Annotated in this window: 19 protein-coding genes and 3 rRNA genes; 9 read left to right on the top strand and 13 right to left on the bottom strand. The window is 66.7% G+C overall.

Annotated elements, in window-relative coordinates:
• Window positions 1-37: 37 nt before the first annotated feature.
• Window positions 38-1,330 (top strand): DUF1015 domain-containing protein, encoded by a 1,293-nt coding sequence (locus tag AB5J50_RS11800; RefSeq protein WP_369257339.1) that lies wholly within the window; start codon window positions 38-40, stop codon window positions 1,328-1,330.
• Between the two features lie 100 nt (window positions 1,331-1,430).
• Here the strand turns inward: AB5J50_RS11800 and AB5J50_RS11805 are convergent, their stop codons facing one another.
• Window positions 1,431-2,354, bottom strand: coding sequence for a hypothetical protein (locus tag AB5J50_RS11805; RefSeq protein ID WP_369265372.1), 924 nt, complete (start codon window positions 2,352-2,354; stop codon window positions 1,431-1,433).
• Between the two features lie 75 nt (window positions 2,355-2,429).
• On the opposite strand from AB5J50_RS11805, the gene AB5J50_RS11810 reads away from it, so the two are divergent.
• Complete coding sequence (locus AB5J50_RS11810; RefSeq protein WP_369265766.1) at window positions 2,430-3,704, top strand: hypothetical protein; 1,275 nt, start codon at window positions 2,430-2,432, stop codon at window positions 3,702-3,704.
• Between the two features lie 119 nt (window positions 3,705-3,823).
• Here the strand turns inward: AB5J50_RS11810 and rrf are convergent.
• The 4 genes from rrf to AB5J50_RS11830 form a co-directional block, all read right to left on the bottom strand.
• Window positions 3,824-3,940, bottom strand: a 5S ribosomal RNA gene (gene rrf, locus AB5J50_RS11815).
• Window positions 3,941-4,077: 137 nt separating this feature from the next.
• Window positions 4,078-7,197, bottom strand: a 23S ribosomal RNA gene (locus AB5J50_RS11820).
• 313 nt (window positions 7,198-7,510) lie between these two features.
• Window positions 7,511-9,036, bottom strand: a 16S ribosomal RNA gene (locus AB5J50_RS11825).
• The 16S, 23S and 5S rRNA genes sit together here, the layout of an rRNA operon.
• A 554-nt stretch (window positions 9,037-9,590) precedes the next feature.
• Window positions 9,591-10,232, bottom strand: coding sequence for a DNA-3-methyladenine glycosylase (locus AB5J50_RS11830; protein WP_369257341.1), 642 nt, complete (start codon window positions 10,230-10,232; stop codon window positions 9,591-9,593).
• A gap of 169 nt (window positions 10,233-10,401) precedes the next feature.
• Between AB5J50_RS11830 and AB5J50_RS11835 the strand changes: the two genes are divergently transcribed.
• The 3 genes from AB5J50_RS11835 (at window position 10,402) to AB5J50_RS11845 (ending at window position 12,460) form a co-directional block, all read left to right on the top strand.
• A complete protein-coding gene (locus AB5J50_RS11835; protein WP_327427669.1) occupies window positions 10,402-11,187 on the top strand; it encodes a sporulation protein in 786 nt (261 codons plus the stop codon).
• Window positions 11,188-11,259: 72 nt separating this feature from the next.
• Window positions 11,260-11,793: a YbhB/YbcL family Raf kinase inhibitor-like protein gene (locus tag AB5J50_RS11840; RefSeq protein ID WP_369257343.1), complete on the top strand. Its 534-nt coding sequence runs from the start codon at window positions 11,260-11,262 to the stop codon at window positions 11,791-11,793.
• Window positions 11,794-11,956: 163 nt separating this feature from the next.
• Window positions 11,957-12,460 (top strand): HNH endonuclease, encoded by a 504-nt coding sequence (locus AB5J50_RS11845; protein ID WP_327427671.1) that lies wholly within the window; start codon window positions 11,957-11,959, stop codon window positions 12,458-12,460.
• A 125-nt stretch (window positions 12,461-12,585) separates the two neighbouring features.
• On the opposite strand, the gene AB5J50_RS11850 is transcribed toward AB5J50_RS11845, so the two are convergent.
• From AB5J50_RS11850 to AB5J50_RS11860, 3 genes are all read right to left on the bottom strand, one after another.
• Window positions 12,586-13,521, bottom strand: a complete 936-nt coding sequence (locus tag AB5J50_RS11850; RefSeq protein ID WP_327427672.1) for an SPFH domain-containing protein — start codon at window positions 13,519-13,521, stop codon at window positions 12,586-12,588.
• A gap of 130 nt (window positions 13,522-13,651) precedes the next feature.
• Window positions 13,652-14,086 carry an NfeD family protein gene (locus AB5J50_RS11855; protein ID WP_369257345.1) on the bottom strand — a complete coding sequence of 145 codons (435 nt, stop codon included), beginning with the start codon at window positions 14,084-14,086 and terminating at the stop codon, window positions 13,652-13,654.
• Between the two features lie 92 nt (window positions 14,087-14,178).
• Window positions 14,179-14,970 (bottom strand): ABC transporter ATP-binding protein, encoded by a 792-nt coding sequence (locus AB5J50_RS11860; protein WP_330303571.1) that lies wholly within the window; start codon window positions 14,968-14,970, stop codon window positions 14,179-14,181.
• A 121-nt stretch (window positions 14,971-15,091) separates the two neighbouring features.
• Here AB5J50_RS11860 and AB5J50_RS11865 point away from each other — a divergent pair, with 121 nt between their 5' ends.
• Window positions 15,092-15,880, top strand: coding sequence for a hypothetical protein (locus AB5J50_RS11865; protein ID WP_369257347.1), 789 nt, complete (start codon window positions 15,092-15,094; stop codon window positions 15,878-15,880).
• A 57-nt stretch (window positions 15,881-15,937) separates the two neighbouring features.
• Here AB5J50_RS11865 and AB5J50_RS11870 read toward each other — a convergent pair whose 3' ends face one another.
• The 4 genes from AB5J50_RS11870 to AB5J50_RS11885 all read right to left on the bottom strand — a co-directional run bounded on the left by AB5J50_RS11870 (window position 15,938) and on the right by AB5J50_RS11885 (window position 18,631).
• A complete protein-coding gene (locus AB5J50_RS11870; protein WP_369257349.1) occupies window positions 15,938-16,177 on the bottom strand; it encodes a chaplin in 240 nt (79 codons plus the stop codon).
• Window positions 16,178-16,396: 219 nt separating this feature from the next.
• Window positions 16,397-16,642 carry a chaplin gene (locus tag AB5J50_RS11875; RefSeq protein WP_369257351.1) on the bottom strand — a complete coding sequence of 82 codons (246 nt, stop codon included), beginning with the start codon at window positions 16,640-16,642 and terminating at the stop codon, window positions 16,397-16,399.
• Between the two features lie 203 nt (window positions 16,643-16,845).
• Window positions 16,846-17,487 carry a response regulator transcription factor gene (locus tag AB5J50_RS11880; RefSeq protein ID WP_330303574.1) on the bottom strand — a complete coding sequence of 214 codons (642 nt, stop codon included), beginning with the start codon at window positions 17,485-17,487 and terminating at the stop codon, window positions 16,846-16,848.
• Complete coding sequence (locus tag AB5J50_RS11885) at window positions 17,480-18,631, bottom strand: GAF domain-containing sensor histidine kinase (protein ID WP_327427679.1); 1,152 nt, start codon at window positions 18,629-18,631, stop codon at window positions 17,480-17,482. The genes AB5J50_RS11880 and AB5J50_RS11885 overlap by 8 nt, the downstream gene beginning before the upstream one ends.
• A 187-nt stretch (window positions 18,632-18,818) precedes the next feature.
• On the opposite strand from AB5J50_RS11885, the gene AB5J50_RS11890 reads away from it, so the two are divergent.
• The 3 genes from AB5J50_RS11890 (at window position 18,819) to AB5J50_RS11900 (ending at window position 21,675) form a co-directional block, all read left to right on the top strand.
• Complete coding sequence (locus AB5J50_RS11890) at window positions 18,819-19,514, top strand: SDR family NAD(P)-dependent oxidoreductase (RefSeq protein WP_369257353.1); 696 nt, start codon at window positions 18,819-18,821, stop codon at window positions 19,512-19,514.
• Window positions 19,511-20,596, top strand: coding sequence for an S-adenosylmethionine:tRNA ribosyltransferase-isomerase (locus AB5J50_RS11895; RefSeq protein WP_369257355.1), 1,086 nt, complete (start codon window positions 19,511-19,513; stop codon window positions 20,594-20,596). Before AB5J50_RS11890 ends, AB5J50_RS11895 begins: the two co-directional genes overlap by 4 nt.
• A gap of 299 nt (window positions 20,597-20,895) precedes the next feature.
• Complete coding sequence (locus AB5J50_RS11900; RefSeq protein WP_369257357.1) at window positions 20,896-21,675, top strand: transglycosylase SLT domain-containing protein; 780 nt, start codon at window positions 20,896-20,898, stop codon at window positions 21,673-21,675.
• Between the two features lie 90 nt (window positions 21,676-21,765).
• On the opposite strand, the gene AB5J50_RS11905 is transcribed toward AB5J50_RS11900, so the two are convergent.
• A complete protein-coding gene (locus AB5J50_RS11905) occupies window positions 21,766-24,267 on the bottom strand; it encodes an FHA domain-containing protein (RefSeq protein WP_369257359.1) in 2,502 nt (833 codons plus the stop codon).
• Between the last annotated feature and the right edge of the window lie 118 nt (window positions 24,268-24,385).

The raw sequence follows: 24,385 nt of genomic DNA on the forward strand, positions 1-24,385 counted from the left end.
TCATCGCGCATGCCACTGACACACTTACGATGCCTCAATGAACTATGCAGGTCCCGCGGAGGCAACACCGGCGCGCAGCGGCCTCGAACTGACCCCGTTCCGGGGCCTGCGCTACGACCCCGACCGGGTCGGCAGCCTGGCCGCCGTGACATCCCCGCCGTACGACGTCGTCGTACGGCCCGACGGCCTGCTCGAACTCGAATCCGCCGACCCGCACAACATCGTCCGGCTGATCCTCCCCCAGGACGGCACGCCCGCCGCCCGCAACCAGCAGGCGGCCGAAACCCTGCGGCTCTGGCTGTCGGAAGGCGTCCTGACCACCGACCCCGAGCCGGGCCTGTACGTGTACGAGCAGCGCGACGGCGACATGCTGCAACGCGGCATCATCGGCGCCCTGCGCCTGTCGGAGCCGGCGGACTGCGTCGTCCTCCCGCACGAGGACGTGATGCCGCACGTCATCGCGGACCGCGCGGCCCTGATGCGCGCCACCTCGGCCAACCTCGAACCCCTGCTGCTGACCTATCGCGGCAACGGTTCCCGGGTCGGCACGGCCGCCGTCATCGAGCGCACCGCCGAACGCCCGCCGCTGCTGTCGACCACCACGGAGGACGGCTTCAGCCACCGTCTGTGGGCGATCACCGATCCGGCCGAGCTGGCCGAGATCCAGACAGATCTCCACCACCACCAGGCGCTCATCGCCGACGGCCACCACCGCTGGGCGACGTATCTGCGTCTACGCGCGGAGCACCCGTCCCCCAGCCCCTGGGACTACGGCCTGGTCCTCCTGGTGGACACCGCGCGCTATCCGCTCCGCGTCCGCGCCATCCACCGTCTCCTGCACCGGCTGCCGGTCGCCGACGCGCTGACCGCCCTCACGGGCTCCTTCCGGGTACGCCACCTCGACGTCCCCCTCGCCGAAGCCCTGGAGGCCCTCGCCGCGGCAGCCTCCGAGGGCAACGCCTTCCTCCTCGCGGGCGACGGCGCGTTCCACCTGGTCGACCGCCCGGACCCCGGCCTCCTCGCCCGTACGATCCCGGCCGACCGCCCCGAGGCCTGGCGCACCTTGGACGCGACGGTCCTGCACGCCACGCTCCTCGACCACGTCTGGGACATCCCGGAGGACTCGCCCGCGCACATCGCCTACATCCACGACACGACCGCCACGGTCGAGAAGGCGGAGCGCGACGGCGGCACGGCCGTCCTCATGCATCCGGTCCGCGAGGAGGTCGTACGCGACCTCGCCCGCCAGGGCGTCACGATGCCCCGCAAGTCGACGTCGTTCGGCCCCAAGCCGGCGTCGGGGCTGGTACTGCGGGCGCTGTCGCTCTGACCCCCTGAAACACCCACGGGCGGCGGGACTCCTTCCGGAGTCCCGCCGCCCGTGTGTATCTGCGTACGCCTGCTTCTGCTGTTTCTACAGACGCCCGGCGTCAGCTCTGAGGAGCGTCGTCCTCGTCGTCCTCAACGTCGTCGTCGCCGTCGACCGGGACCTGCGCGGCCCGAGGAGTCTCTTCCTCGGCGTCGGCCTCGTCCTCTTCGTCGTCGTCTTCTTCGTCGTCGATTTCGACCTCGTCGTCGTCCTCGTCCTCGTCTTCGTCGAACTCGTCCGTGGACTCGGACTCGATCTCCGGCTCGGACTTGGCCTCCGGCTCCGTCTCGTCCTCATCCTCGTCCTCGACGAGCACGTCGACGAACTCCACGCCGTCCAGCTCGGCAAGACGGTCGGACGCGTCCGTGCTGCCGTCCTTGTCGGACTCGACGGCCTTCGCGAACCACTCGCGGGCCTCGCCCTCACGACCGGCGGCGAGGAGCGCGTCGGCGTACGCGTACCGCAGTCGCGCGGTCCAGGGCTGTACGGAGTTCGAGGCGAGCTCCGGGCTCTGGAGGGTCACGATGGCGGCATCCAGCTGCCCCATGTCCCGCCGCGCACCGGCGGCCACGAGCCGCATCTCGACCTGACTGGCCTTGTCCAGCTTCTGCACCTCGGGCGCGCCGGCCATGTCCAGCGCCTTCTCGGGCCGGCCCAGACCTCGCTCACAGTCCGCCATGACGGGCCACAGCTCCACGCTGCCGGTCATCCGCCGCGCGGCCCGGAACTCGGCGAGCGCCTCGCTGTACTTCTGGCTCGCGTACGCGGCGAAACCGGCCGCCTCGCGTACGGCGGCGACACGCGACGCCAGGCGCAGAGCGATCTTCGAGTACGCGTACGCACCCTCGGGGTCCTCGTCGATGAGCCGGGCAACCATCACCAGGTTCCGGGAGACATCCTCGGCAAGCCCCTTGGGCAGGCTCTGAAGCTCCTGCCGTACGTCCTTGTCGATCTCCTCACCCGTGACGTCGTCAGGGATCGGCAGCCGCTTGATCGGCTCGCGGTCACGGTCCCGCTCGTCGCGGCCACGGAAGCCGCCGCCGCGCCGGTCGTCGCCCCTGTGGTCGTCACGACCACGGAAGCCGCCGGGGCGCCCGCCCCGGTCGTCACGACGCGGGCCACCGTGTCCACGGTCGTCACGCCCGCGGTCGTCGCGGCCACGGAAGCCGCCGCCACCACGGTTGTCGTCACGCCGGTCATCACGGCGGTCGTCACGCCGGTCGTCGCGGCGGAAGGCCGGGCGGTCACCGCTGTCCCTGCGGTCGTCACGCCGGAAGTCACTGCGGTCGTCGCGGCGGAAGCCGCCACGGTCACCGCCGCCACCACGGCTGTCATCACGGCGATCATCGCGACGGAAGCCACCACGGTCGCGATCATCACGACCGGGCCCGCTGGGGCGATCGTCACGACGGAACGGCGGCCGCCCACCGCGATCGCCACCGCCGCGGTTGTCATCGCGACGGAAGCCACCACGGTCGTCATCACGGCGCGGCCCGCTGGGACGGTCGTCCCGACGGAAGCCGCCGCGGTCGTCATCACGACGGACGGCAGGACGGTCCCCATCCCGACGGAAACCACGGTCGTCGCCCCGACGGTCATCACGCCGGTCATCACGGCGGTCGTCGCGGCGGAAGGCCGGGCGGTCACCGCTGTCCCTGCGGTCGGCACGCCGGAAGTCGCCGCGGTCGTCGCGGCGGAAGCCGCCACGGTCACCGCCGCCACCACGGCTGTCATCACGGCGATCATCGCGACGGAAGCCGCCACGGTCGCCGCTGTCACGACGATCGTCACGCCGGTCATCACGACGGTCGTCCCGACGGAAGCCACCACCGCTGCGGTTGTCATCGCGACGGAAGCCACCACGGTCGTCATCACGGCGCGGCCCGCTGGGACGGTCGTCCCGACGGAAGCCGCCGCGGTCGTCATCACGACGGACGGCAGGACGGTCCCCATCCCGACGGAAACCACGGTCGCGATCATCACGGCGCGGCCCGCTGGGGCGGTCATCGCGCCGGAACGGCGGGCGCCCACCGCGGTCGCCCTCGCGCCGGTCGTCGCGGCCACGGAAACCGCCGCCGCCACCACGGTTGTCATCACGACGGCTGTCGTCACGCCGGCTGTCATCGCGACGGAAGCCGCCGCGGTCGCCGCTGTCACGACGATCGTCACGCCGGTCATCGCGGCGGAAGCCGCCACGGTCGGACCCGCCACGATCGGACCCACCCCGGTCGTTGTCGCGGCGCGGGCCCCCGCGGTAGCCGCCGCGATCACCACTGTCCCGGCGGCGCTGATCGCGCTCCGGTCGCTCATCGGGAGAGTTGGTGGACATGGGTGACTCCTGTCTTCGGTACCGCAAGTCATTCTCGCGCAGCCGGGTACCCGGCGCGCTTCGGAAAAACAAAAAAGGACCTCTGGTCCCAGCGAGTCGCTGGGACCAGAGGTCCTCCAAAATTAGTTCGGCGGCGTCCTACTCTCCCACAGGGTCCCCCCTGCAGTACCATCGGCGCTGTGAGGCTTAGCTTCCGGGTTCGGAATGTAACCGGGCGTTTCCCTCACGCTATGACCACCGAAACCCTTTCAGACACCCCGTCATAAAACGGGGTCTTGAACGGGCAGCGAACAAGCACACTTTTCAATTGATTAAGTGAAACTGTTCAGCCAGCACAACCGTTCGTTGTCTGGGAACAACACAGTGGACGCGAGCAACTGAGGACAAGCCCTCGGCCTATTAGTACCAGTCACCTCCACCCGTTACCGGGCTTCCAGATCTGGCCTATCAACCCAGTCGTCTACTGGGAGCCTTACCCTCTCAAGGAGGTGGGAATACTCATCTCGAAGCAGGCTTCCCGCTTAGATGCTTTCAGCGGTTATCCCTCCCGAACGTAGCCAACCAGCCATGCCCTTGGCAGGACAACTGGCACACCAGAGGTTCGTCCGTCCCGGTCCTCTCGTACTAGGGACAGCCCTTCTCAATATTCCTACGCGCACAGCGGATAGGGACCGAACTGTCTCACGACGTTCTAAACCCAGCTCGCGTACCGCTTTAATGGGCGAACAGCCCAACCCTTGGGACCGACTCCAGCCCCAGGATGCGACGAGCCGACATCGAGGTGCCAAACCATCCCGTCGATATGGACTCTTGGGGAAGATCAGCCTGTTATCCCCGGGGTACCTTTTATCCGTTGAGCGACGGCGCTTCCACAAGCCACCGCCGGATCACTAGTCCCGACTTTCGTCCCTGCTCGACCCGTCGGTCTCACAGTCAAGCTCCCTTGTGCACTTACACTCAACACCTGATTACCAACCAGGCTGAGGGAACCTTTGGGCGCCTCCGTTACTCTTTAGGAGGCAACCGCCCCAGTTAAACTACCCATCAGACACTGTCCCTGATCCGGATCACGGACCCAGGTTAGACATCCAGCACGACCAGACTGGTATTTCAACGACGACTCCACAAACACTGGCGTGCCTGCTTCAAAGTCTCCCAGCTATCCTACACAAGCCGAACCGAACACCAATATCAAACTGTAGTAAAGGTCCCGGGGTCTTTCCGTCCTGCTGCGCGAAACGAGCATCTTTACTCGTAGTGCAATTTCACCGGGCCTATGGTTGAGACAGTCGAGAAGTCGTTACGCCATTCGTGCAGGTCGGAACTTACCCGACAAGGAATTTCGCTACCTTAGGATGGTTATAGTTACCACCGCCGTTTACTGGCGCTTAAGTTCTCAGCTTCGCCACCCCGAAGAGTGACTAACCGGTCCCCTTAACGTTCCAGCACCGGGCAGGCGTCAGTCCGTATACATCGCCTTACGGCTTCGCACGGACCTGTGTTTTTAGTAAACAGTCGCTTCTCGCTGGTCTCTGCGGCCACCCCCAGCTCAAGGAGCAAGTCCTCTCACCGGTGATGGCCCCCCTTCTCCCGAAGTTACGGGGGCATTTTGCCGAGTTCCTTAACCATAGTTCACCCGAACGCCTCGGTATTCTCTACCTGACCACCTGAGTCGGTTTAGGGTACGGGCCGCCATGAAACTCGCTAGAGGCTTTTCTCGACAGCATAGGATCATCCACTTCACCACAATCGGCTCGGCATCAGGTCTCAGCCTCATGTGCGACGGATTTGCCTATCGCACGGCCTACACCCTTACCCCGGGACAACCACCGCCCGGGATGGACTACCTTCCTGCGTCACCCCATCACTCACCTACTGCAGGTCTGGTCCGTCGGCTCCACCACTCCCCTTTGCCCGAAGGCTCCGGGGCGGCTTCACGGACTTAGCATCGCCTGGTTCAATGTTTGACGCTTCACAGCGGGTACCGGAATATCAACCGGTTATCCATCGACTACGCCTGTCGGCCTCGCCTTAGGTCCCGACTTACCCTGGGCAGATCAGCTTGACCCAGGAACCCTTAGTCAATCGGCGCACACGTTTCTCACGTGTGTATCGCTACTCATGCCTGCATTCTCACTCGTGAACCGTCCACCACTGCCTTCCGGCGCGGCTTCACCCGGCACACGACGCTCCCCTCCCCATCACAGCCGCCGTTGGGCGTATTGCTGCAATGACACGACTTCGGCGGTACGCTTGAGCCCCGCTACATTGTCGGCGCGGAATCACTAGACCAGTGAGCTATTACGCACTCTTTCAAGGGTGGCTGCTTCTAAGCCAACCTCCTGGTTGTCTGTGCGACTCCACATCCTTTCCCACTTAGCGTACGCTTAGGGGCCTTAGTCGATGCTCTGGGCTGTTTCCCTCTCGACCATGGAGCTTATCCCCCACAGTCTCACTGCCGCGCTCTCACTTACCGGCATTCGGAGTTTGGCTAAGGTCAGTAACCCGGTAGGGCCCATCGCCTATCCAGTGCTCTACCTCCGGCAAGAAACACACGACGCTGCACCTAAATGCATTTCGGGGAGAACCAGCTATCACGGAGTTTGATTGGCCTTTCACCCCTAACCACAGGTCATCCCCCAGGTTTTCAACCCTGGTGGGTTCGGTCCTCCACGACCTCTTACAGCCGCTTCAACCTGCCCATGGCTAGATCACTCCGCTTCGGGTCTTGAGCGCGCTACTGAATCGCCCTATTCGGACTCGCTTTCGCTACGGCTTCCCCACACGGGTTAACCTCGCAACGCACCGCAAACTCGCAGGCTCATTCTTCAAAAGGCACGCAGTCACGAGATATGTGCAAGCACATATCCGACGCTCCCACGGCTTGTAGGCACACGGTTTCAGGTACTATTTCACTCCGCTCCCGCGGTACTTTTCACCATTCCCTCACGGTACTATCCGCTATCGGTCACCAGGGAATATTTAGGCTTAGCGGGTGGTCCCGCCAGATTCACACGGGATTTCTCGGGCCCCGTGCTACTTGGGTGTCTCTCAAACGAGCCGTTGATGTTTCGACTACGGGGGTCTTACCCTCTACGCCGGACCTTTCGCATGTCCTTCGCCTACATCAACGGTTTCTGACTCGCCTCACAGCCGGCAGACTGTGAAAGAGAGATCCCACAACCCCACATGCGCAACCCCTGCCGGGTCTCACACGCATATGGTTTGGCCTCATCCAGTTTCGCTCGCCACTACTCCCGGAATCACGGTTGTTTTCTCTTCCTGCGGGTACTGAGATGTTTCACTTCCCCGCGTTCCCTCCACATACCCTATGTGTTCAGGTATGGGTGACAGCCCATGACGACTGCCGGGTTTCCCCATTCGGAAACCCCCGGATCAAAGCCTGGTTGACGGCTCCCCGGGGACTATCGTGGCCTCCCACGTCCTTCATCGGTTCCTGGTGCCAAGGCATCCACCGTGCGCCCTTAAAAACTTGGCCACAGATGCTCGCGTCCACTGTGCAGTTCTCAAACAACGACCAACCACCCATCACCCTGCCCTACTGGGCAAGTTCACTGGGGCCGGCACTGAAGGCAGCCGTATCGGCCGTACCTTCAGACACCCAACAGCGTGCCCGACACCCTCGCCACTCATGATCAGCTTTCCACGCCCCGAAGGACAGTACTCACAGCCCGAGATGACTGACGGTGCCGAATAATCAACGTTCCACCCATGAGCAACCACCGTCGGACGTGTGCCGACGTAATGGCCCTGGACCACCAAGCAAGCTTGGCGGCCTAGATGCTCCTTAGAAAGGAGGTGATCCAGCCGCACCTTCCGGTACGGCTACCTTGTTACGACTTCGTCCCAATCGCCAGTCCCACCTTCGACAGCTCCCTCCCACAAGGGGTTGGGCCACCGGCTTCGGGTGTTACCGACTTTCGTGACGTGACGGGCGGTGTGTACAAGGCCCGGGAACGTATTCACCGCAGCAATGCTGATCTGCGATTACTAGCAACTCCGACTTCATGGGGTCGAGTTGCAGACCCCAATCCGAACTGAGACAGGCTTTTTGAGATTCGCTCCGCCTCGCGGCTTCGCAGCTCTTTGTACCTGCCATTGTAGCACGTGTGCAGCCCAAGACATAAGGGGCATGATGACTTGACGTCGTCCCCACCTTCCTCCGAGTTGACCCCGGCAGTCTCCTGTGAGTCCCCATCACCCCGAAGGGCATGCTGGCAACACAGAACAAGGGTTGCGCTCGTTGCGGGACTTAACCCAACATCTCACGACACGAGCTGACGACAGCCATGCACCACCTGTACACCGACCACAAGGGGGCGACCATCTCTGGCCGTTTCCGGTGTATGTCAAGCCTTGGTAAGGTTCTTCGCGTTGCGTCGAATTAAGCCACATGCTCCGCTGCTTGTGCGGGCCCCCGTCAATTCCTTTGAGTTTTAGCCTTGCGGCCGTACTCCCCAGGCGGGGAACTTAATGCGTTAGCTGCGGCACCGACGACGTGGAATGTCGCCAACACCTAGTTCCCACCGTTTACGGCGTGGACTACCAGGGTATCTAATCCTGTTCGCTCCCCACGCTTTCGCTCCTCAGCGTCAGTAATGGCCCAGAGATCCGCCTTCGCCACCGGTGTTCCTCCTGATATCTGCGCATTTCACCGCTACACCAGGAATTCCGATCTCCCCTACCACACTCTAGCTAGCCCGTATCGAATGCAGACCCGGGGTTAAGCCCCGGGCTTTCACACCCGACGTGACAAGCCGCCTACGAGCTCTTTACGCCCAATAATTCCGGACAACGCTTGCGCCCTACGTATTACCGCGGCTGCTGGCACGTAGTTAGCCGGCGCTTCTTCTGCAGGTACCGTCACTCTCGCTTCTTCCCTGCTGAAAGAGGTTTACAACCCGAAGGCCGTCATCCCTCACGCGGCGTCGCTGCATCAGGCTTTCGCCCATTGTGCAATATTCCCCACTGCTGCCTCCCGTAGGAGTCTGGGCCGTGTCTCAGTCCCAGTGTGGCCGGTCGCCCTCTCAGGCCGGCTACCCGTCGTCGCCTTGGTGAGCCACTACCTCACCAACAAGCTGATAGGCCGCGGGCTCATCCTTCACCGCCGGAGCTTTTAACCCCCACCCATGCGGGCAGGAGTGTTATCCGGTATTAGACCCCGTTTCCAGGGCTTGTCCCAGAGTGAAGGGCAGATTGCCCACGTGTTACTCACCCGTTCGCCACTAATCCACCCCGAAGGGCTTCATCGTTCGACTTGCATGTGTTAAGCACGCCGCCAGCGTTCGTCCTGAGCCAGGATCAAACTCTCCGTGAATGTTTACCCGTAATCGGGTGGACACCACGAGAGCGGAACCTCCCGAGGAATAATCGGAAGGTTCACAGCGTCCTCGCTGTGCGCCTACCAGGCAGTGCCCGGCAGGACTTTTTCAAAGGAACCTCGTCCCAGCCGATCGGCCGGAGACGGGGTATCAACATATCTGGCGTTGATTTTTGGCACGCTGTTGAGTTCTCAAGGAACGGACGCTTCCTTTGTACTCACCCTCTCGGGCTTTCCTCCGGGCGCTTCCCTTCGGTCTTGCGTTTCCGACTCTATCAGACTCTTTCGTGTCCGATTCCCGGTCGGCGGGAGTTTGCCTTCCGGCTTTGAGCGCTTTCGCCTCGCGGCCTTTCGACATTCACTACGTTAGCCGATTCCCTCCGCAACTCATAATCGAGTTCCGCGAGTTTGAATTCAGGCATGCAGGCACGCCGAATTCGCCCCCGCTGAGGGGAAGACGTAGGTAGTGGGTTGGCCACTTCCGGCTGCTGGCTGAACGCCGTACCCGGTTCAAGCGGCTCGGGCTACATTACGGATCCCCCAGAGACGCGTCAAGTTGAGCGACGGCGTGGCGCATGGGCTCTATAAGGGCTCACCGTCGGGTCGTTGGCGATCCAGAAGCGCCATGGGTGGATGCCTCCGTCGCCGGCCACTCCGGTGCGCGGACCGCTGCGTACCTGGTCGGAGTGGACGGGGGTGCCCGTCAGGAGGGTCAGTGGGGAACCCTCGGGGGCGCAGGCATCCGTGCCGTCGAGTGACCGGTCCACCCCAAGGGCCGTGGCCAGTCGTGCGGGCCCTTTGGCCAGTTCCTTGTCATTTCGGGCCGAGAGTCGACGTTTACGGGCGAGCTCGGCGCCTTCGGTGACCTCGCCGGCCCGGAGCAGGACTGCGCTGGCCCACCCGCCCGGACCACAGACCAGGTTCATGCAGTGCCACATGCCGTAGGTGAAGTAGACGTACACATGACCAGGGGGACCGAACATCACGTCATTGCGGGCCGTGCGGCCGCGATAGGCGTGGGAGCCGGGGTCGTTCGGGCCGTCGTACGCCTCTACCTCTGTGAGGCGGAGCTCGATCGGACCGTCGGGGGTGGTGCGTACGAGGATGCGCCCCAGGAGGTCGGGGGCGACGTCCAGTACGGGGCGGTCGAAGAACTCGCGTGTGAGGGGCGTACGGTCAGGGGCCGCGATCATGGCGTCCGAGCGTAGTCCAGACGGGTGCGTGTCGATGGGGTGGTCAGGGAGCGTCCCCCTTGGAAGGGTGAGGGCGCGGAACCGGCCGCGGTCGGATCGCGTTTGTACGGATCAAGGAATACAGACGGACACGGCAGATGGAACAGGCGTTGCCTGGGGAGGAAGTGACATGGGGTTCAAGCGGCTGCTTGCGAGCCTGGGGGCCGGTGGGGCTTCGGTCGAGACGGTGCTGACGGAGGTCAACACCGTTCCGGGCGGCGTCGTCCAGGGTGAGGTGCGGATCCAGGGCGGGTCGGTAGCCCAGGCGATCGAGGGTCTGTCGGTCGGTCTGCAGGCCAAGGTCGAGGTCGAGGGTCACGACGACCAGGAGTACAAGCAGGACATCGAGTTCACGAAGCTGCGGCTCGGCGGGGCCTTCGAGCTCCAGGCGGGCGCGGTGCACGCGGTGCCGTTCGGGCTGGAGATCCCGTGGGAGACGCCGATCACCACGATCGACGGTCAGCCGCTGCGGGGCATGCACATCGGTGTGACCACGGAGCTGGAGATCGCGCGCGCCGTCGACTCGGGTGACCTGGACCCGATCAATGTGCACCCGCTGCCCGCGCAGCAGGCGATCCTGAACGCCTTCATCCAGTTGGGCTTCCGCTTCAAGAACGCGGACATGGAGCGCGGCCACATCCGGGGTACGCGACAGAAGCTGCCGTTCTACCAGGAGATCGAGTTCTTCCCGCCGTCGCAGTACCGCGGGCTGAACCAGGTGGAGCTGAGCTTCGTCGCGGACGACCGCGAGATGGACGTCATCCTGGAGATGGACAAGAAGCCGGGCCTCTTCACCGAGGGCAGCGACTCGTACCGCTCCTTCAAGGTGGGTCTGCACGACTACCAGGGCACGGACTGGGCGGCGTATCTGAACCAGTGGCTGTCGGAGGTCGGCAGCAAGCGCAGCTGGTTCTAGGCTCGGGTCGGGCGATTTGCGCGTTCCGGAACCGCCCGGCAACCATCCAGGAACCGATCAGGAGGTACCGAGGTGACCGACCTCAAGCGGCCGCCGCTCCCCCACGACTTCCATCCGACCGTGCCGTCCTTCACGGTCACGAGCGCGGACGTCGAGCCGGGCGCGACGCTGAAGGATTCTCAGGTCTACGCGGCCGGGAACACCTCGCCTCAGCTGCGCTGGGAGGGATTCCCGCCGGAGACCAAGAGCTTCGCCGTGACGTGCTTCGATCCGGACGCCCCGACGGGGAGCGGATTCTGGCACTGGGTGGTGTTCGACATCCCCGCGTCGGTCACCGAGCTGCCCACGGGCGCGGGTAGCGGGAAGTTCGAGGGGCTGCCCGAGGGCGTGGTGCAGGTGCGCAACGACTATGGGTCGAAGGACTTCGGTGGTGCCGCGCCGCCTCCCGGGGACCCTGCCCACCGGTATGTGTTCACGGTGTACGCCGTCGATCAGGAGAAGCTCGGTCCGGACTCGGACGTGTCGCCTGCCGTGGTGGGCTTCAATCTGCGGTTCCACACGCTGGCGCGCGCCCAGCTGATCGGTGAGTACGCGTCCAACGCGTAAGGCACCCTCGCGAGACAGACGTTCATTGAACGTTTGCCCGCCTCTGGTCTTGGAAGTGATCAGAGGCGGGCATTTTTTATTGCGTTGTCCATCTCGGCGCGCCCGGCCAGAGTTGATCCAAGCCTGCCAGGGGGTGGGCCGGTGCACACAGGAGGTGGGCTGGATGCGGGACACGCTGGTACTGAACGCGAGCTTTGAGCCGCTGTCGACGGTGACGTTGAACCGAGCCGTCGTTCTGGTGCTGCAGGACAAGGCTGTCGTGGAGCAGGCCCACCCCGAACTCCGTATGCGCGGAGCCGCGCTCGACATACCCGTGCCTCGGGTGATCAGGCTCTGCCGATATGTCAGGGTGCCGTTCCGAAGACAAGCGCCGTGGTCGAGGCGCGGTGTTCTGGTACGGGACAGGCACCGGTGCGCGTACTGCGGAAGGCGGGCGACGACGGTCGACCACGTGGTGCCGCGTGCGCAGGGTGGTCAGGACGCGTGGCTGAATACGGTCGCGTCCTGTGCGGAGGACAATCACCGCAAGGCGGCCCGTACGCCGGAGCAGGCGGGGATGCCGCTGCTGTGGCAGCCGTTCGAGCCGACACCCGCCGACGCGATGTTGCTGGCGCTCGGCCAGGACGACTTCGACGCGCTGCCGGAGTGGCTGGCTCAGCCGGCGTAGGCGCTCCGCTGGGAGAGCCGGAAAACCCCCGGTGATCGGTCGGCTGCGGGTCGTTTGTTGCTGGTCGCGCAGTTCCCCGCGCCCCTTACGGGGCGCGGGACAACACCGGAGTCCGTACAGTGCCGTCAGTCGGTGACGGACGGCTTTTCGCGGCGCTCTGTGCCGCCGTTGCCCGAACCGCCGCCCATGGGGCCGAAGTTGCCCATGGCGCCGCTGAGTCCCTTGAGGGCGTCGCCGATTTCGCTGGGGACGATCCAGAGCTTGTTGGCGTCGCCTTCGGCGATCTTGGGGAGCATCTGGAGGTACTGGTAGGCGAGGAGCTTCTGGTCGGCGTCGCCGGCGTGGATGGACTCGAAGACCGTACGGATGGCCTGGGCCTCGCCTTCGGCGCGCAATGCGGCGGCCTTGGCCTCGCCTTCGGCGCGCAGGATCGCGGACTGCTTCTCACCCTCGGCGGTGAGGATCTGCGACTGGCGGATACCTTCGGCGGTGAGGATCGCGGCGCGCTTGTCACGGTCGGCGCGCATCTGCTTCTCCATCGAGTCCTGGATGGAGGTGGGCGGCTCGATGGCCTTGAGCTCGACGCGGTTGACGCGGATGCCCCACTTGCCGGTGGCCTCGTCGAGGACGCCGCGCAGGGCCGCGTTGATCTCCTCGCGGGAGGTCAGGGTCCGCTCCAGGTCCATGCCGCCGATGATGTTGCGCAGGGTGGTGACGGTGAGCTGCTCGATCGCCTGGATGTAGCTGGCGACCTCGTACGTGGCCGCGCGGGCGTCGGTGACCTGGTAGTAGATGACCGTGTCGATGTTGACCACCAGGTTGTCCTGGGTGATCACCGGCTGCGGTGGGAACGGCACGACCTGTTCACGCAGGTCGATGCGGTTGCGGATCGAGTCGATGAACGGGACGACGATGTTCAGTCCGGCGTTCAGCGTCCGTGTGTAGCGGCCGAAGCGCTCGACGATCGCGGCGCTGGCCTGTGGGATGACCTGGATGGTCTTGATCAGGGCGATGAAGACCAACACCACCAGAATGACCAGGACGATGATGATCGGTTCCATCGTTGCTCCCCGTACCCTTCTCCGCTCGGTAATTCCTGAAGATCTTATGGTTGTTGAAGATCTTGCTGGACGAGTCTGACAGACCGTCGTCTGCCGCGTGGGGCGTTCGGTTCACTTGCGTCGTGCGAGGTCACATGACGATCGCCGTGGCTCCGTCGATGTCCACGACGTCTACTTCCTGGCCTGCCTCGTAGACCTGTCCGGCGTCAAGGGCGCGCGCCGACCAGATCTCTCCGGCAAGCTTGATCCGGCCGCCGCCCGAACCGTCGACGCGTTCCAGGACGACGGCCTGTTTGCCCTTCAACGCCTCGATGCCGGTGGCGAGTTGGGGGCGCTGGGCGCGGTGCCGGGCCGCGATGGGGCGTACGACGGCGATGAGTGCGACCGAGACGGCGGAGAAGACGAGGACTTGGAGGACGACATCGCCGCCGATCCCCGCGACGACCGCGGCGGCGACGGCGCCCACGGCGAGCATGCCGAACTCGGGCATCGCGGTCACGACGAGCGGGATGCCGAGCCCGGCCGCGCCGACCAGCCACCACACCCATGCGTTGATGTCGTTCACATGGTCATGGTAGGACCGCGCTCCCCTGGCGGACAGGGCGCGATCCAAGGGGACACGCCCGGTCCGTTGCGCGGGTCCGGGCGTCCCGGTGTTCAGGCCATCGGCAGGCCCTGCGCGGTCCAGCGCTCGCCGACGCGTTCGACGACGAGGGGGAGGCCGAAGCAGAGCGAGAGGTTGCGCGAGGTGAGTTCGAGCTCCAGCGGGCCCGCGGCGAGCACCTTGCCCTGACGGATCATCAGGACGTGGGTGAAGCCAGGAGCGATCTCCTCGACGTGGTGCGTGACCATGATCATGGAGGGGGCGATCGGGTCGCGGGCGAGGCGGCCGAGGCGGCGTACGAGGTCCTCGCGGCCGCCGAGGTCGAGGCCCGCGGCGGGCTCGTCGAGCAGCAGCAGCTCGGGGTCGGTCATCAGGGCGCGGGCGATCAGGGTGCGCTTGCGCTCGCCCTCGGAGAGCGTGCCGAACTTACGGTCCAGGTAGTCGCTCATGCCGAGGCGATCGAGGAAGGCGCGGGCGCGCTGCTCGTCGATGTCCTCGTAGTCCTCGTGCCAGCCGGCGGTCATGCCGTACGCGGCGGTGAGCACGGTCTGCAGGACGGTCTGGCGCTTGGGGAGCTTCTCGGCCATGGCGATGCCGGCCACACCGATGCGCGGGCGCAGCTCGAAGACGTCGACCTTGCCGAGGGTCTCGCCGAGGATGGTGGCGGTGCCCTGGCTGGGGAAGAGGTAGCTGGAGGCGACGTTCAGAAGGGTCGTTTTTCCGGCGCCGTTCGGGCCGAGGATGACCCAGCGCTCCCCCTCCTTGACCGACCAGGAGACCTGGTCCACCAGAGCCCGGCCCTCGCGGACCACGGATACGTCCTCCAGCTCCAGTACATCGCTCATGAGCGCGTTGTCTCCCATTGCAGTCTCGGCCGTCGCTTACGTCTGTGGACGCAGCCCCCAGGGAAAACCTACGCCACCGGTCGGCTGCTCCATTCCATCGGTCGGTCCTTAGGGTGGGGGCATGCTCTCGGAACCACGCTCAGGACGGCTGGCCGCATGGGGAAATGCCCTTTTGGCCGGACTTATTTCGCCGGATGACGCGGTACTCGCCATCGTTGGTGAGGACGCGGTGCACCGGGTCGAGGGGCTGCCGGGCGAGTCGGGGCCCGTCGGGCTCACGCTCGCCCTCGGCCGGCTGCGCGCGCTCGGGGTGACCGGGCTGCGGGTCGCGCTGCCCGCGCCGGGGCATCCGCTCGGGCTGAGTGGACCGCCGGACTTCAACGCGCGCGCCCTCGACGCCGAGGAGGCCGTCGTCTGCCACGGCGCCGCGCTCGGGCTCGTGCCGGAGGTGTACGAGGCCGGGCCCGCCGGCGATGTGCACGTCGAGGTGGTGTGGCACTGCCTTGCCGTGCGGGAGGCGCCGCCCGCCGATGTGCCGTCGCTCGGGGAGGCCGAGCGGGAGCTGGCGGAGGCGCTGCGCGAGGCGACCCAGGTGTTGTCGCGGCTCGATGTCGCCGGGTCGGGGCCGGTCGCGGAGGCGGCGGTCGACGCGTACCGGGCGCGGGCCGAGCGGGGGCGTGAGGTGCTGGCTCCCGGGTATCCGCCGCGTGCGGTGCGGGTGTTGGAGCTTGCCCAGCGGGTGGGGTTGCTGGTCTCCGTGGCGTACGAGAACGGGCATGGCGGGGCGGTGAGTGCCTCGGAGATCGCGGCGCGGTCGCATGCGCTGCGGCCGGTGGAGCGGACGGCCCGGCGGGCTCAGGTGGCGGCGTACAACGCGTTTGTGGAGGAGCGGGAGCGGGGGGTTCGCTGAGCGGCGAAGAGCCCCGCGAACCGTTTGTGTTCACGGGGCCCTTGAACGTGGTGCGGGTCAGTGGTTCACGCCCGTGTTGCCGAAGGCCGGGTTCAGGAGGCCGATGACGCTCACGGCGTTGCCCACGACGTTGACGGGGATGTGCACCGGGACCTGGACGTGGTTGCCCGAGATGACACCCGGCGACTTCACGGCCGCGCCTTCGGCACCCGCGTCGGCAACAGCGGCACCGGCGGAAGCGCCCGCGGCGATACCGGCGACGGTGACAGCCACGGCGGCCTTCTTGGCGATGTTCATAAGAAGCGTTCCTCCTGCATATGCGGATCCGACCCGGCCGTGGGTCGTACGCTGAGCAACGCCAGGGGGTCAGGGACGGCACGGAAGGCTGGGCCGAAAGGCCCGTTCGGTTCAGTCGCCCTATGAGCACACCACTGGTCGGCCCGTGAGCCCACAAACTGACCGGCCTCCCAGGGAGTCCCTGGAAGGCCGGTGGTCATGATCGTTCCGGTACGGAACTCAGCGGTTGATGCCGAGGTTGCCGAAGGCCGGGTTCAGAGCGCCGATGACGTTCACGCTGTTGCCGACCGCGTTCACCGGGACGTGGACCGGGGCCTGGATGAGGTTGCCCGAGGCGACGCCCGGGGAGCCCTCGGCACTGCCGCCCGCCCACGATCCGTTCGTCGCGGAGGCCAGACCGGCACCGGCGGCAACCAGGCCACCGGCCACCATCGCGACAGCAGTGGCCTTCTTCAGGTTCTTCACTTCTCAACCCCTCGTAGCGATCACTGCGGCAGTCGCCGCAGCACGCATTGGAGAACGGCCGAGATCCACGGAGGATGCGCCATTCGGGGGACATACACACGACGGTATGAATCTCATCCCGGAGCGGAACCCTCCGAATTGCCGCCCGCCCGAGCACCCCGACCGCGTCCGAGGAGTGCGCCGGAGTGCGAATCCGCTGGTGATCAGCCTGCCACCCCATGTCGTACGGCCCAGAGCGCGGCCTGGGTCCGGTCCGCGAGGTCGAGTTTCATCAGGATGTTCGAGACATGCGTCTTGACGGTCTTCTCGGAGAGGACGAGCGCGCGGGCGATCTCGCGGTTGGAGCGGCCGTCCGCGATCAGGGTGAGCACCTCGCGCTCCCGCTCGGTGAGTGAACCGCCTCTTCCCTGGCCCGAGTTGGCCTCCTCCTGGGACAGCAGCGCGCCCGCGACCTCGGGCTGCAGCAGGATGTGTCCGGCGTGCACGGAGCGGATGGCGCCGGCGAGGGCGTCGGGGTCCACGTCCTTGTACACATACCCGGCGGCGCCCGCGCGCAGGGCGGGGACGACCGTGCGCTGTTCGGTGAAGCTGGTGACGATCAGCACGCGCGCGGGGTTGGCGAGTTCGCGGAGCTTGCGCAGCGCCTCGATACCGTCCATGCCCGGCATCTTGACGTCCATGAGAACGACGTCGGGTTTCAACTCCTCGGCGCGGGCGATCCCTTCGGCGCCGTCGGATGCCTCTCCCACGACCTCGATGTCGTCCTGTACTTCGAGGAAGGTGCGCAGGCCCCGGCGGACCACTTGGTGGTCGTCGACGAGCAGCACCTTGATTGCGTCAGCCACCAGGGACCTCCATCTCGATCGTGGTGCCCTTTCCGGGCGCCGATTCCACGGTGAGTGTGCCGCCGACTCCGCTCGCCCGGTCGCGCATCGACACGAGTCCGAGGTGGCGGCCCGCGCTGCGTATCGCGGTGGGTTCGAAGCCGCTGCCGTCGTCGGTTATGCGCAGAACGGCGCCCGGCCCGCGCTTCTCCAGGGTGACGTCGACGCCGGCGGCTCCGGAGTGCCGCAGCGCGTTGTGCAGGGCCTCCTGGGCGACGCGCAGCATGGCCTCCTCCTGGGCGGCGGGCAGCGCCCGCACTCCGCGACTGGAGAAGGTGACGCGCGCGGAGTGGGCGCGGTCGAGGACCTGGATGTGGGTGCGCAGGGTGGCGACCAGGCCGTCCTCGTCGAGGGCGGTGGGGCGCAACTCGACCACGGCGGCGCGCAGTTCGTCGGCGGCCTCCGCGGCGAGCGCGGCCACCTGCTGGAGTTCGCCCTTGGCGCGCGCCGGGTCGCGGTCGACAAGGGTGGCGGCGGCCTGTGCGGTGAGGCGCAGGGAGAACAGCTTCTGGCTGACCGCGTCGTGGAGTTCATGGGCGAGCCGGGAGCGCTCCTCGGCGATGGTGAGTTCGCGGCTGCGCTCGTAGAGGCGGGCGTTGGTCAGGGCGATCGCGGCGTGCTGGGCGAGGATGGTGAGGAGTTCCTCGTCGTCCTCGGTGAAGCCGCACCTGCCGTCCGGCTCGGCGCTGTTCTTGTTCTTGTTCGCCAGGAACAGTGCGCCGATGACCTCGTCGCCGTCGCGGATGGGCAGGCCCAGGAAGTCGGACATGTCGGGGTGAGCCGAGGGCCAGCCCTCGAAGCGGGGGTCCGTGCGCACGTCGGCGAGGCGCTCGGGGCCGGCCTCGTGCAGCATCGCGGCGAGGATGCCGTGCTGGCGCGGGAGCGGGCCGATGGCCTTCCACTGCGCGTCGCTGACGCCGTCGACGACGAACTGGGCGAAGCCGCCGTGGTCGTCGGGCACGCCCAGCGCCGCGTACTGCGCGTCCAGCAGTTCGCGGGCCGAGGCGACGATCGTCTTGAGGACGTCGCGCACTTCGAGGTGCCTGCTCATGGCCAGCAGCGCGGAACTCACCGCGTACAGGCCCGACCGGGGTCCTTGACTCATGACCCCAAAGTACCGGCGAGGTGTGACAACGCGTATCAGACCTGTGATGGCCGTCGCCTAGGCCTGTCGGCCTAGGACGAAGGACCCCGGATCATTGGGGCCCGCGCACGAGGCGTCGGGGCGGCCGGGTTCCTACCTTGAAGACACCCGCCAGGTAAGGCGGCCAAGGGACGAGGGGACGGTTGTCATGCCGGTAGCGATCATCACGGGGGCTTCGAAGGGGCTGGGGCGGGCGCTCGGTGCGGCTCTGGCGGAGCGCGGCTGGGATCTGGTGCTCGACGCCAGAACGGCCGGGGTTCTGGAGGAGACGGCGGTGGCACTGTCCGGGTACGGGACCCGCGTGGAGGCGCTGCCCGGGGACGTCACGGACGCCGGGCATCGCGCCGAGCTGGTGGCTGCCGCCCGGAAGCTCGGCGGTGCCGACCTGCTGGTGAACAACGCGAGCGCGCTGGGCGCCGAGCCGCTGGTGCGCCTGGAGGACCTGACCCTGGACGGGTTCCGGCAGGCCCTGGAGGTCAATGTGGTCGCCGCGCTGGGCCTGATCCAGGAGGCGCTGCCGTTGCTGCGGGCCGCGGAGGCGGGCGCGGTCATCGACATCAGTTCGGACGCCGCGGCCGAGGCGTACGAGACGTGGGGCGGCTACGGCGCGTCGAAGGCGGCGCTGGACCACCTCTCCGCGGTCCTCGGCGAGGAGGAGCCCGGCCTGCGTGTCTGGGCCGTCGACCCCGGGGACATGGGCACGGACCTGTACGCGGCGGCCGTTCCGGACGACGGCGATCCGCGGCCGACGCCGGACAGTGTGGTTCCGGCCTTTCTTCGCCTGCTCGACGAGCGGCCGGCCAGTGGTCGCTATGCGGCGCCGGCACTCCTGGAGGAGCGATGACGACCGCGGTGCGGGTTCCGGAGGAGTTGTCGGCGCGGGTGCCGGCCGAGCAGCGGCGGCCCGGTCTCGACCGGGATTCCGTACGGCTGCTCGTCTCGCGCGGTACAGAGGTGTCGCATCACGAGTTCGTGGAGCTGCCCCGGCAGCTGAAGGCGGGCGACCTGCTCGTCGTCAACACCTCCACCACCCTGGCGGCCGCCCTGGACGGACGCATCGGGCACGCGCGCGTGGTGGTGCATTTCTCCACGCTGGGCGATGACGGGCGGTGGGCGGTCGAGCTGCGGGATCCCGACGGCACGGGCACCACGCGTGCGCGTGCGGGCGGGCCCGTGGGGACGGAGGTGCGCCTGCCCGGGGACGTACGACTCGTTCTGGAGGAGCCGCTGACCTCGCGGAGCCCGCGGCTCTGGTGGGGGCGGGTGTCGGACGCGGACGTCCTGGGGCTGCTGCGGCGGCACGGGCGGCCCATTCGCTACTCCTATACAAAGAGGGACCAGCCGCTGTCCGTGTATCAGACGGTGTTCGCGCTGCCGTCCGCCGACGGTGCGGGCAGCGCGGAGATGCCGAGCGCGGCGCGCCCCTTCACCGCGCGCCTGGTGGCGGAGCTGGTGAGCCGGGGTGTGCAGTTCGCGCCGATCACCCTGCACACCGGGGTCGCGTCGGCGGAGGCCCATGAGCCGCCGTATCCGGAGCGGTACGAGGTGCCGGAGGCGTCGGCGCGGCTGATCAACGCGGCGAAGGCCGGAGGCGGCCGGATCATCGCGGTCGGTACGACGGCTGTGCGTGCCGTCGAGTCCGCTACGGGCCCCGACGGGGTGGTCCGGGCGGCGAAGGGCTGGACCGACCTCGTGGTGACGCCTGAGCGCGGTGTACGGGTCATCGACGGGCTGCTGACCGGGCTGCACGAGCCGGAGGCCTCGCATCTGCTGATGCTGGAGGCGATCGCGGGCGGGGCGGCGATAGACCGCAGTTACGACGAGGCGCTGCGCGAGCTCTACCTCTGGCATGAGTTCGGGGACGTGCACCTCATCCTTCCGGACGAGGACCCTCACTCTGAGCATTGCTCCAGCAACTGTTGGTGAGACTGATACACGACCGATGTGAGCCCGCACATAGGGCGCAGATCACGTACGAAGGCACATAGGAGATAAAGGGAGCCCGGGTGAGCGGGGCAGACGTGACAGTCTGCCCCGTTTTGCCCTTTCCGCGTCCACTACCTGCCTTCGTAGGTCACACCTTTGCCACACGATTTTGCGGCCGCTAAGAATGGCCTCCGTCGCTCAACGCCGCGGGTTTCGCCCCGCGGCGTTTGTTCCGGAAACAGTCAGTCCCCTGCCGGGCCGAGAGCGACCTCCGCGCTATTCGAAGAGGTCCATCAGTCATGTCCAAGAACATCAACACTCCTGGTCATAGTCCCAAGCTGACCAAGACCCACAAGCTTTCGATCGCCGGTGTCGCAGCCCTCGGTGCCGCCGCCCTCGCGTTCTCCGTGGCTCCGGCCAACTCGGCCACCATCACGACCGACGCCGCCGCCTCCCCTCAGGTCGCCTACAGCGAGCAGCCGATCAAGGACGTCAAGGCCAGCGTCACCGACCAGCTGGCCGGCGCCGCCCTGAAGGACCAGGCCATCGCGGCGAAGAAGGCCGCCGAAGCGGCCGCCAAGAAGAAGGCGGCTGACGAAGTCGCGAAGAAGAAGGCCGCCGAAGCGGCCGCCGCGAAGAAGAAGGCCGCCGCCGAGGCCGCCGCGAAGAAGAAGGCCGCCGCGGAGCGCGCGAAGGCGCAGGCCGCGAGCCGCTCCGCGCAGCGCGTCACGGTCCAGACCGTCGCCGTGAAGACGTACGCCAACAACCTCGACGGCTGGATCCACCAGTCCCTCGACATCATGGCGAAGAAGGGCATCCCGGGTACGTACAACGGTCTGTACCGCAACATCATGCGGGAGTCCACGGGCAACCCGAACGCCATCAACGGCTGGGACATCAACGCCCAGAACGGCACCCCGTCGATCGGTCTGCTCCAGGTCATCCAGCCGACGTTCAACGCGTACCACGTCTCCGGTACCTCGATGAACATCTACGACCCGGTCGCCAACATCACGGCCGCCGCCAACTACGCGGCCGACAAGTACGGCTCGATCGACAACGTCAACAGCGCGTACTGAGGGCCGAGCGCGGAGCTCCCACACAGACGCCGAAGGGCGGCACCCCACCTGGGGTGCCGCCCTTCAGTCATGTCCGGCGTGCGCGGGCGACTACTTGCGCATGACCTCGGGCTCGTGCCGGCGCAGCAGGCGCGCGACCGCGAAGCCGCAGATCACGCCGATGCCGATCAGCACACCCATGTCGACGAACCACTGGCTGAGCTCGTGGTCCCACAGCGGGTCCCCCGGCTTGCCGGGCTGCCAGGGCAGCAGGACGTTCAGCTGTGCCGTCGTACCCGCCGCGGCGACCGCCCAGCGCGAGGGCATCAGCCAGGCCAGCTGCTCGACGCCGACCTTGTCGTAGAGCTGGAAGAGGCAGCCGGTGAACACGACCTGGACGATCGCGAACATCACCAGCAGCGGCATCGTCTTCTCGGCCGTCTTCACCAGGGACGAGATGACCAGGCCGAACATCATCGAGGTGAAGCCCAGCGCCATGATCGGCAGGGTGAGTTCGAGGGCGGGCGCGCTCTTCAGCAGCAGGCCCTCGTCCGGCAGCTTCTCGGCGCCGAGCGAGAACAGGCCGATGGCGCCGATGATGCCGCCCTGCAGGATCGTGATCACGCCGAGCACGATGACCTTGGACATCAGGTATGCCGAGCGGGACAGGCCGGTCGCCCGCTCCCGTTCGTAGATCACCCGTTCCTTGATCAGCTCACGCACCGAGTTGGCCGCGCCGGCGAAACAGGCGCCCACCGCGAGGATCAGCAGGATCGTGCTGCCGTCCCGGTTCGAGAACGGCGGCTTGCCGTTCTGCGGGCCGAGGGCGAGGCCGAAGTCGGCGGGGATCAGCACGCTCACGACACCGAGGACGGCGGGCAGGATCACCATCAGGCCGAGGAAGCCCCGGTCGGACACGATCACTGAGGTATAGCGGCTGATCAGAGTGGCCAGCTGCGAACCCCAGCCCTGCGGCTTGCGCGGCTTCATCGCCTGCTGCGACGGCACGTTCGCCGACTGCGGAGCCACCGCGTCGATGTCCGCGGCGTACATCTGGTAGTGCTGCGAGCCCTTCCAGCGGCCCGCCCAGTCGTAGTCGCGGTAGTTCTCGAACGCGGAGAAGACGTCGGCCCAGGTCTCGTAGCCGAAGAAGTTCAGCGCCTCCTCCGGCGGACCGAAGTAGGCGACGGAGCCGCCGGGCGCCATCACGAGGAGCTTGTCGCAGATCGCCAGCTCGGCGACCGAGTGCGTGACGACGAGGACCGTACGGCCGTCGTCGGCGAGGCCGCGCAGCAGCTGCATGACGTCGCGGTCCATGCCCGGGTCGAGGCCGGAGGTCGGCTCGTCCAGGAAGATCAGCGACGGCTTGGTGAGCAGCTCCAGGGCCACGGAGACGCGCTTGCGCTGGCCACCGGAGAGGGAGGTGACCTTCTTCTCCTTGTGGATGTCCAGCTTCAGCTCGCGCAGCACCTCGTCTATGCGGGCCTCGCGCTCCTCACCCGTGGTGTCCGCGGGGAAGCGCAGCTTGGCCGCGTACTTGAGGGCCTTCTTCACGGTCAGTTCCTTGTGCAGGATGTCGTCCTGCGGGACCAGACCGATGCGCTGACGCAGCTCGGCGAACTGCTTGTACAGGTTCCGGTTGTCGTAGAGGACGTCACCCTGGTTGGCGGGGCGGTAGCCCGTGAGCGCCTTCAGGAGCGTCGACTTGCCGGAGCCGGACGGGCCGATGACCGCGACGAGCGACTTCTCGGGTACGCCGAAGGAGACGTCCTTGAGGATCTGCTTGCCGCCGTCGACCGTGACCGTCAGATGGCGGGCCGAGAAGGAGACTTCACCAGTGTCGACGAACTCCTCGAGGCGGTCGCCGACGAGGCGGAACGTCGAGTGGCCGACGCCGACGATGTCGTTCGGGCCGAGCAGCGCGGAGCCGCCCTTGGCGATCGGCATACCGTTGACGTACGTGCCGTTGTGCGAGCCGAGGTCGCGGATCTCGAAGCGGCCGTCGGGCGTCGCGTGGAACTCGGCGTGGTGGCGCGAGACCTGGAGGTCGGAGACGACCAGCTCGTTCTCCAGCGCACGGCCGATGCGCATCACGCGGCCGAGCGAGAACTGGTGGAACGTGGTGGGGCTGCGGTCGCCGTAGACCGGCGGCGCCCCCGCGCCACCACCGGGTCCCTGCTGCTGCGGGATCTGCGCGGCCTGCTGCGGCTGCTGCCAGCCCTGCTCCGGTGCCTGCTGCTGCGGCGTCGGCTGCTGAGCCCAGCCGGGGCTCGCGCCCTGGGCCGCGAACGGCTGCTGCTGGGGCTGCGCGACCGCTGCCGCGGCGCCGGACAGGTTCAGGCGCGGTCCGTCGGTCGCGTTGCCCAGATGCACAGCCGAGCCGGGGCCGATCTCCATCTGATGGATCCGCTGCCCCTGCACGAACGTGCCGTTGGTGCTGCCGTGGTCCTCGATGACCCAACTACGGCCGCCCCAGCTGATCGTGGCGTGACGCCAGGACACCCTGGCGTCGTCGAGCACGATGTCCCCCTGCGGATCACGTCCGAGGGTGTATGGCCTGGACGCATCGAGCGTCCAGGTCCGTCCATTCAATTCCAGTACGAGTTCCGGCACTCCATGCCCCACTGAGTAGTCCCCCGAGTTACCCCCATCACAGGGAGTCTAGGGATGTCGAACATCGTCGGGAACTATTTCAGTAGGAGCCCCCTGACCGAAAGTCGGGCCTTGTGAA

Source organism: Streptomyces sp. R35, assembly GCF_041053035.1.
Classification (GTDB): Bacteria; Actinomycetota; Actinomycetes; order Streptomycetales; family Streptomycetaceae; genus Streptomyces; species Streptomyces lutosisoli.

Coding starts and splice junctions, on each gene's coding strand:
- AB5J50_RS11800 (WP_369257339.1), top strand. CDS start 38: ATGAACTATGCAGGTCCCGCGGAGGCAACACCGGCGCGCAGCGGCCTC.
- AB5J50_RS11830 (WP_369257341.1), bottom strand. CDS start 10,232: ATGATCGCGGCCCCTGACCGTACGCCCCTCACACGCGAGTTCTTCGAC.
- AB5J50_RS11835 (WP_327427669.1), top strand. CDS start 10,402: ATGGGGTTCAAGCGGCTGCTTGCGAGCCTGGGGGCCGGTGGGGCTTCG.
- AB5J50_RS11845 (WP_327427671.1), top strand. CDS start 11,957: ATGCGGGACACGCTGGTACTGAACGCGAGCTTTGAGCCGCTGTCGACG.
- AB5J50_RS11850 (WP_327427672.1), bottom strand. CDS start 13,521: ATGGAACCGATCATCATCGTCCTGGTCATTCTGGTGGTGTTGGTCTTC.
- AB5J50_RS11860 (WP_330303571.1), bottom strand. CDS start 14,970: ATGAGCGATGTACTGGAGCTGGAGGACGTATCCGTGGTCCGCGAGGGC.
- AB5J50_RS11865 (WP_369257347.1), top strand. CDS start 15,092: ATGCTCTCGGAACCACGCTCAGGACGGCTGGCCGCATGGGGAAATGCC.
- AB5J50_RS11870 (WP_369257349.1), bottom strand. CDS start 16,177: ATGAACATCGCCAAGAAGGCCGCCGTGGCTGTCACCGTCGCCGGTATC.
- AB5J50_RS11885 (WP_327427679.1), bottom strand. CDS start 18,631: ATGAGTCAAGGACCCCGGTCGGGCCTGTACGCGGTGAGTTCCGCGCTG.
- AB5J50_RS11890 (WP_369257353.1), top strand. CDS start 18,819: ATGCCGGTAGCGATCATCACGGGGGCTTCGAAGGGGCTGGGGCGGGCG.
- AB5J50_RS11895 (WP_369257355.1), top strand. CDS start 19,511: ATGACGACCGCGGTGCGGGTTCCGGAGGAGTTGTCGGCGCGGGTGCCG.
- AB5J50_RS11900 (WP_369257357.1), top strand. CDS start 20,896: ATGTCCAAGAACATCAACACTCCTGGTCATAGTCCCAAGCTGACCAAG.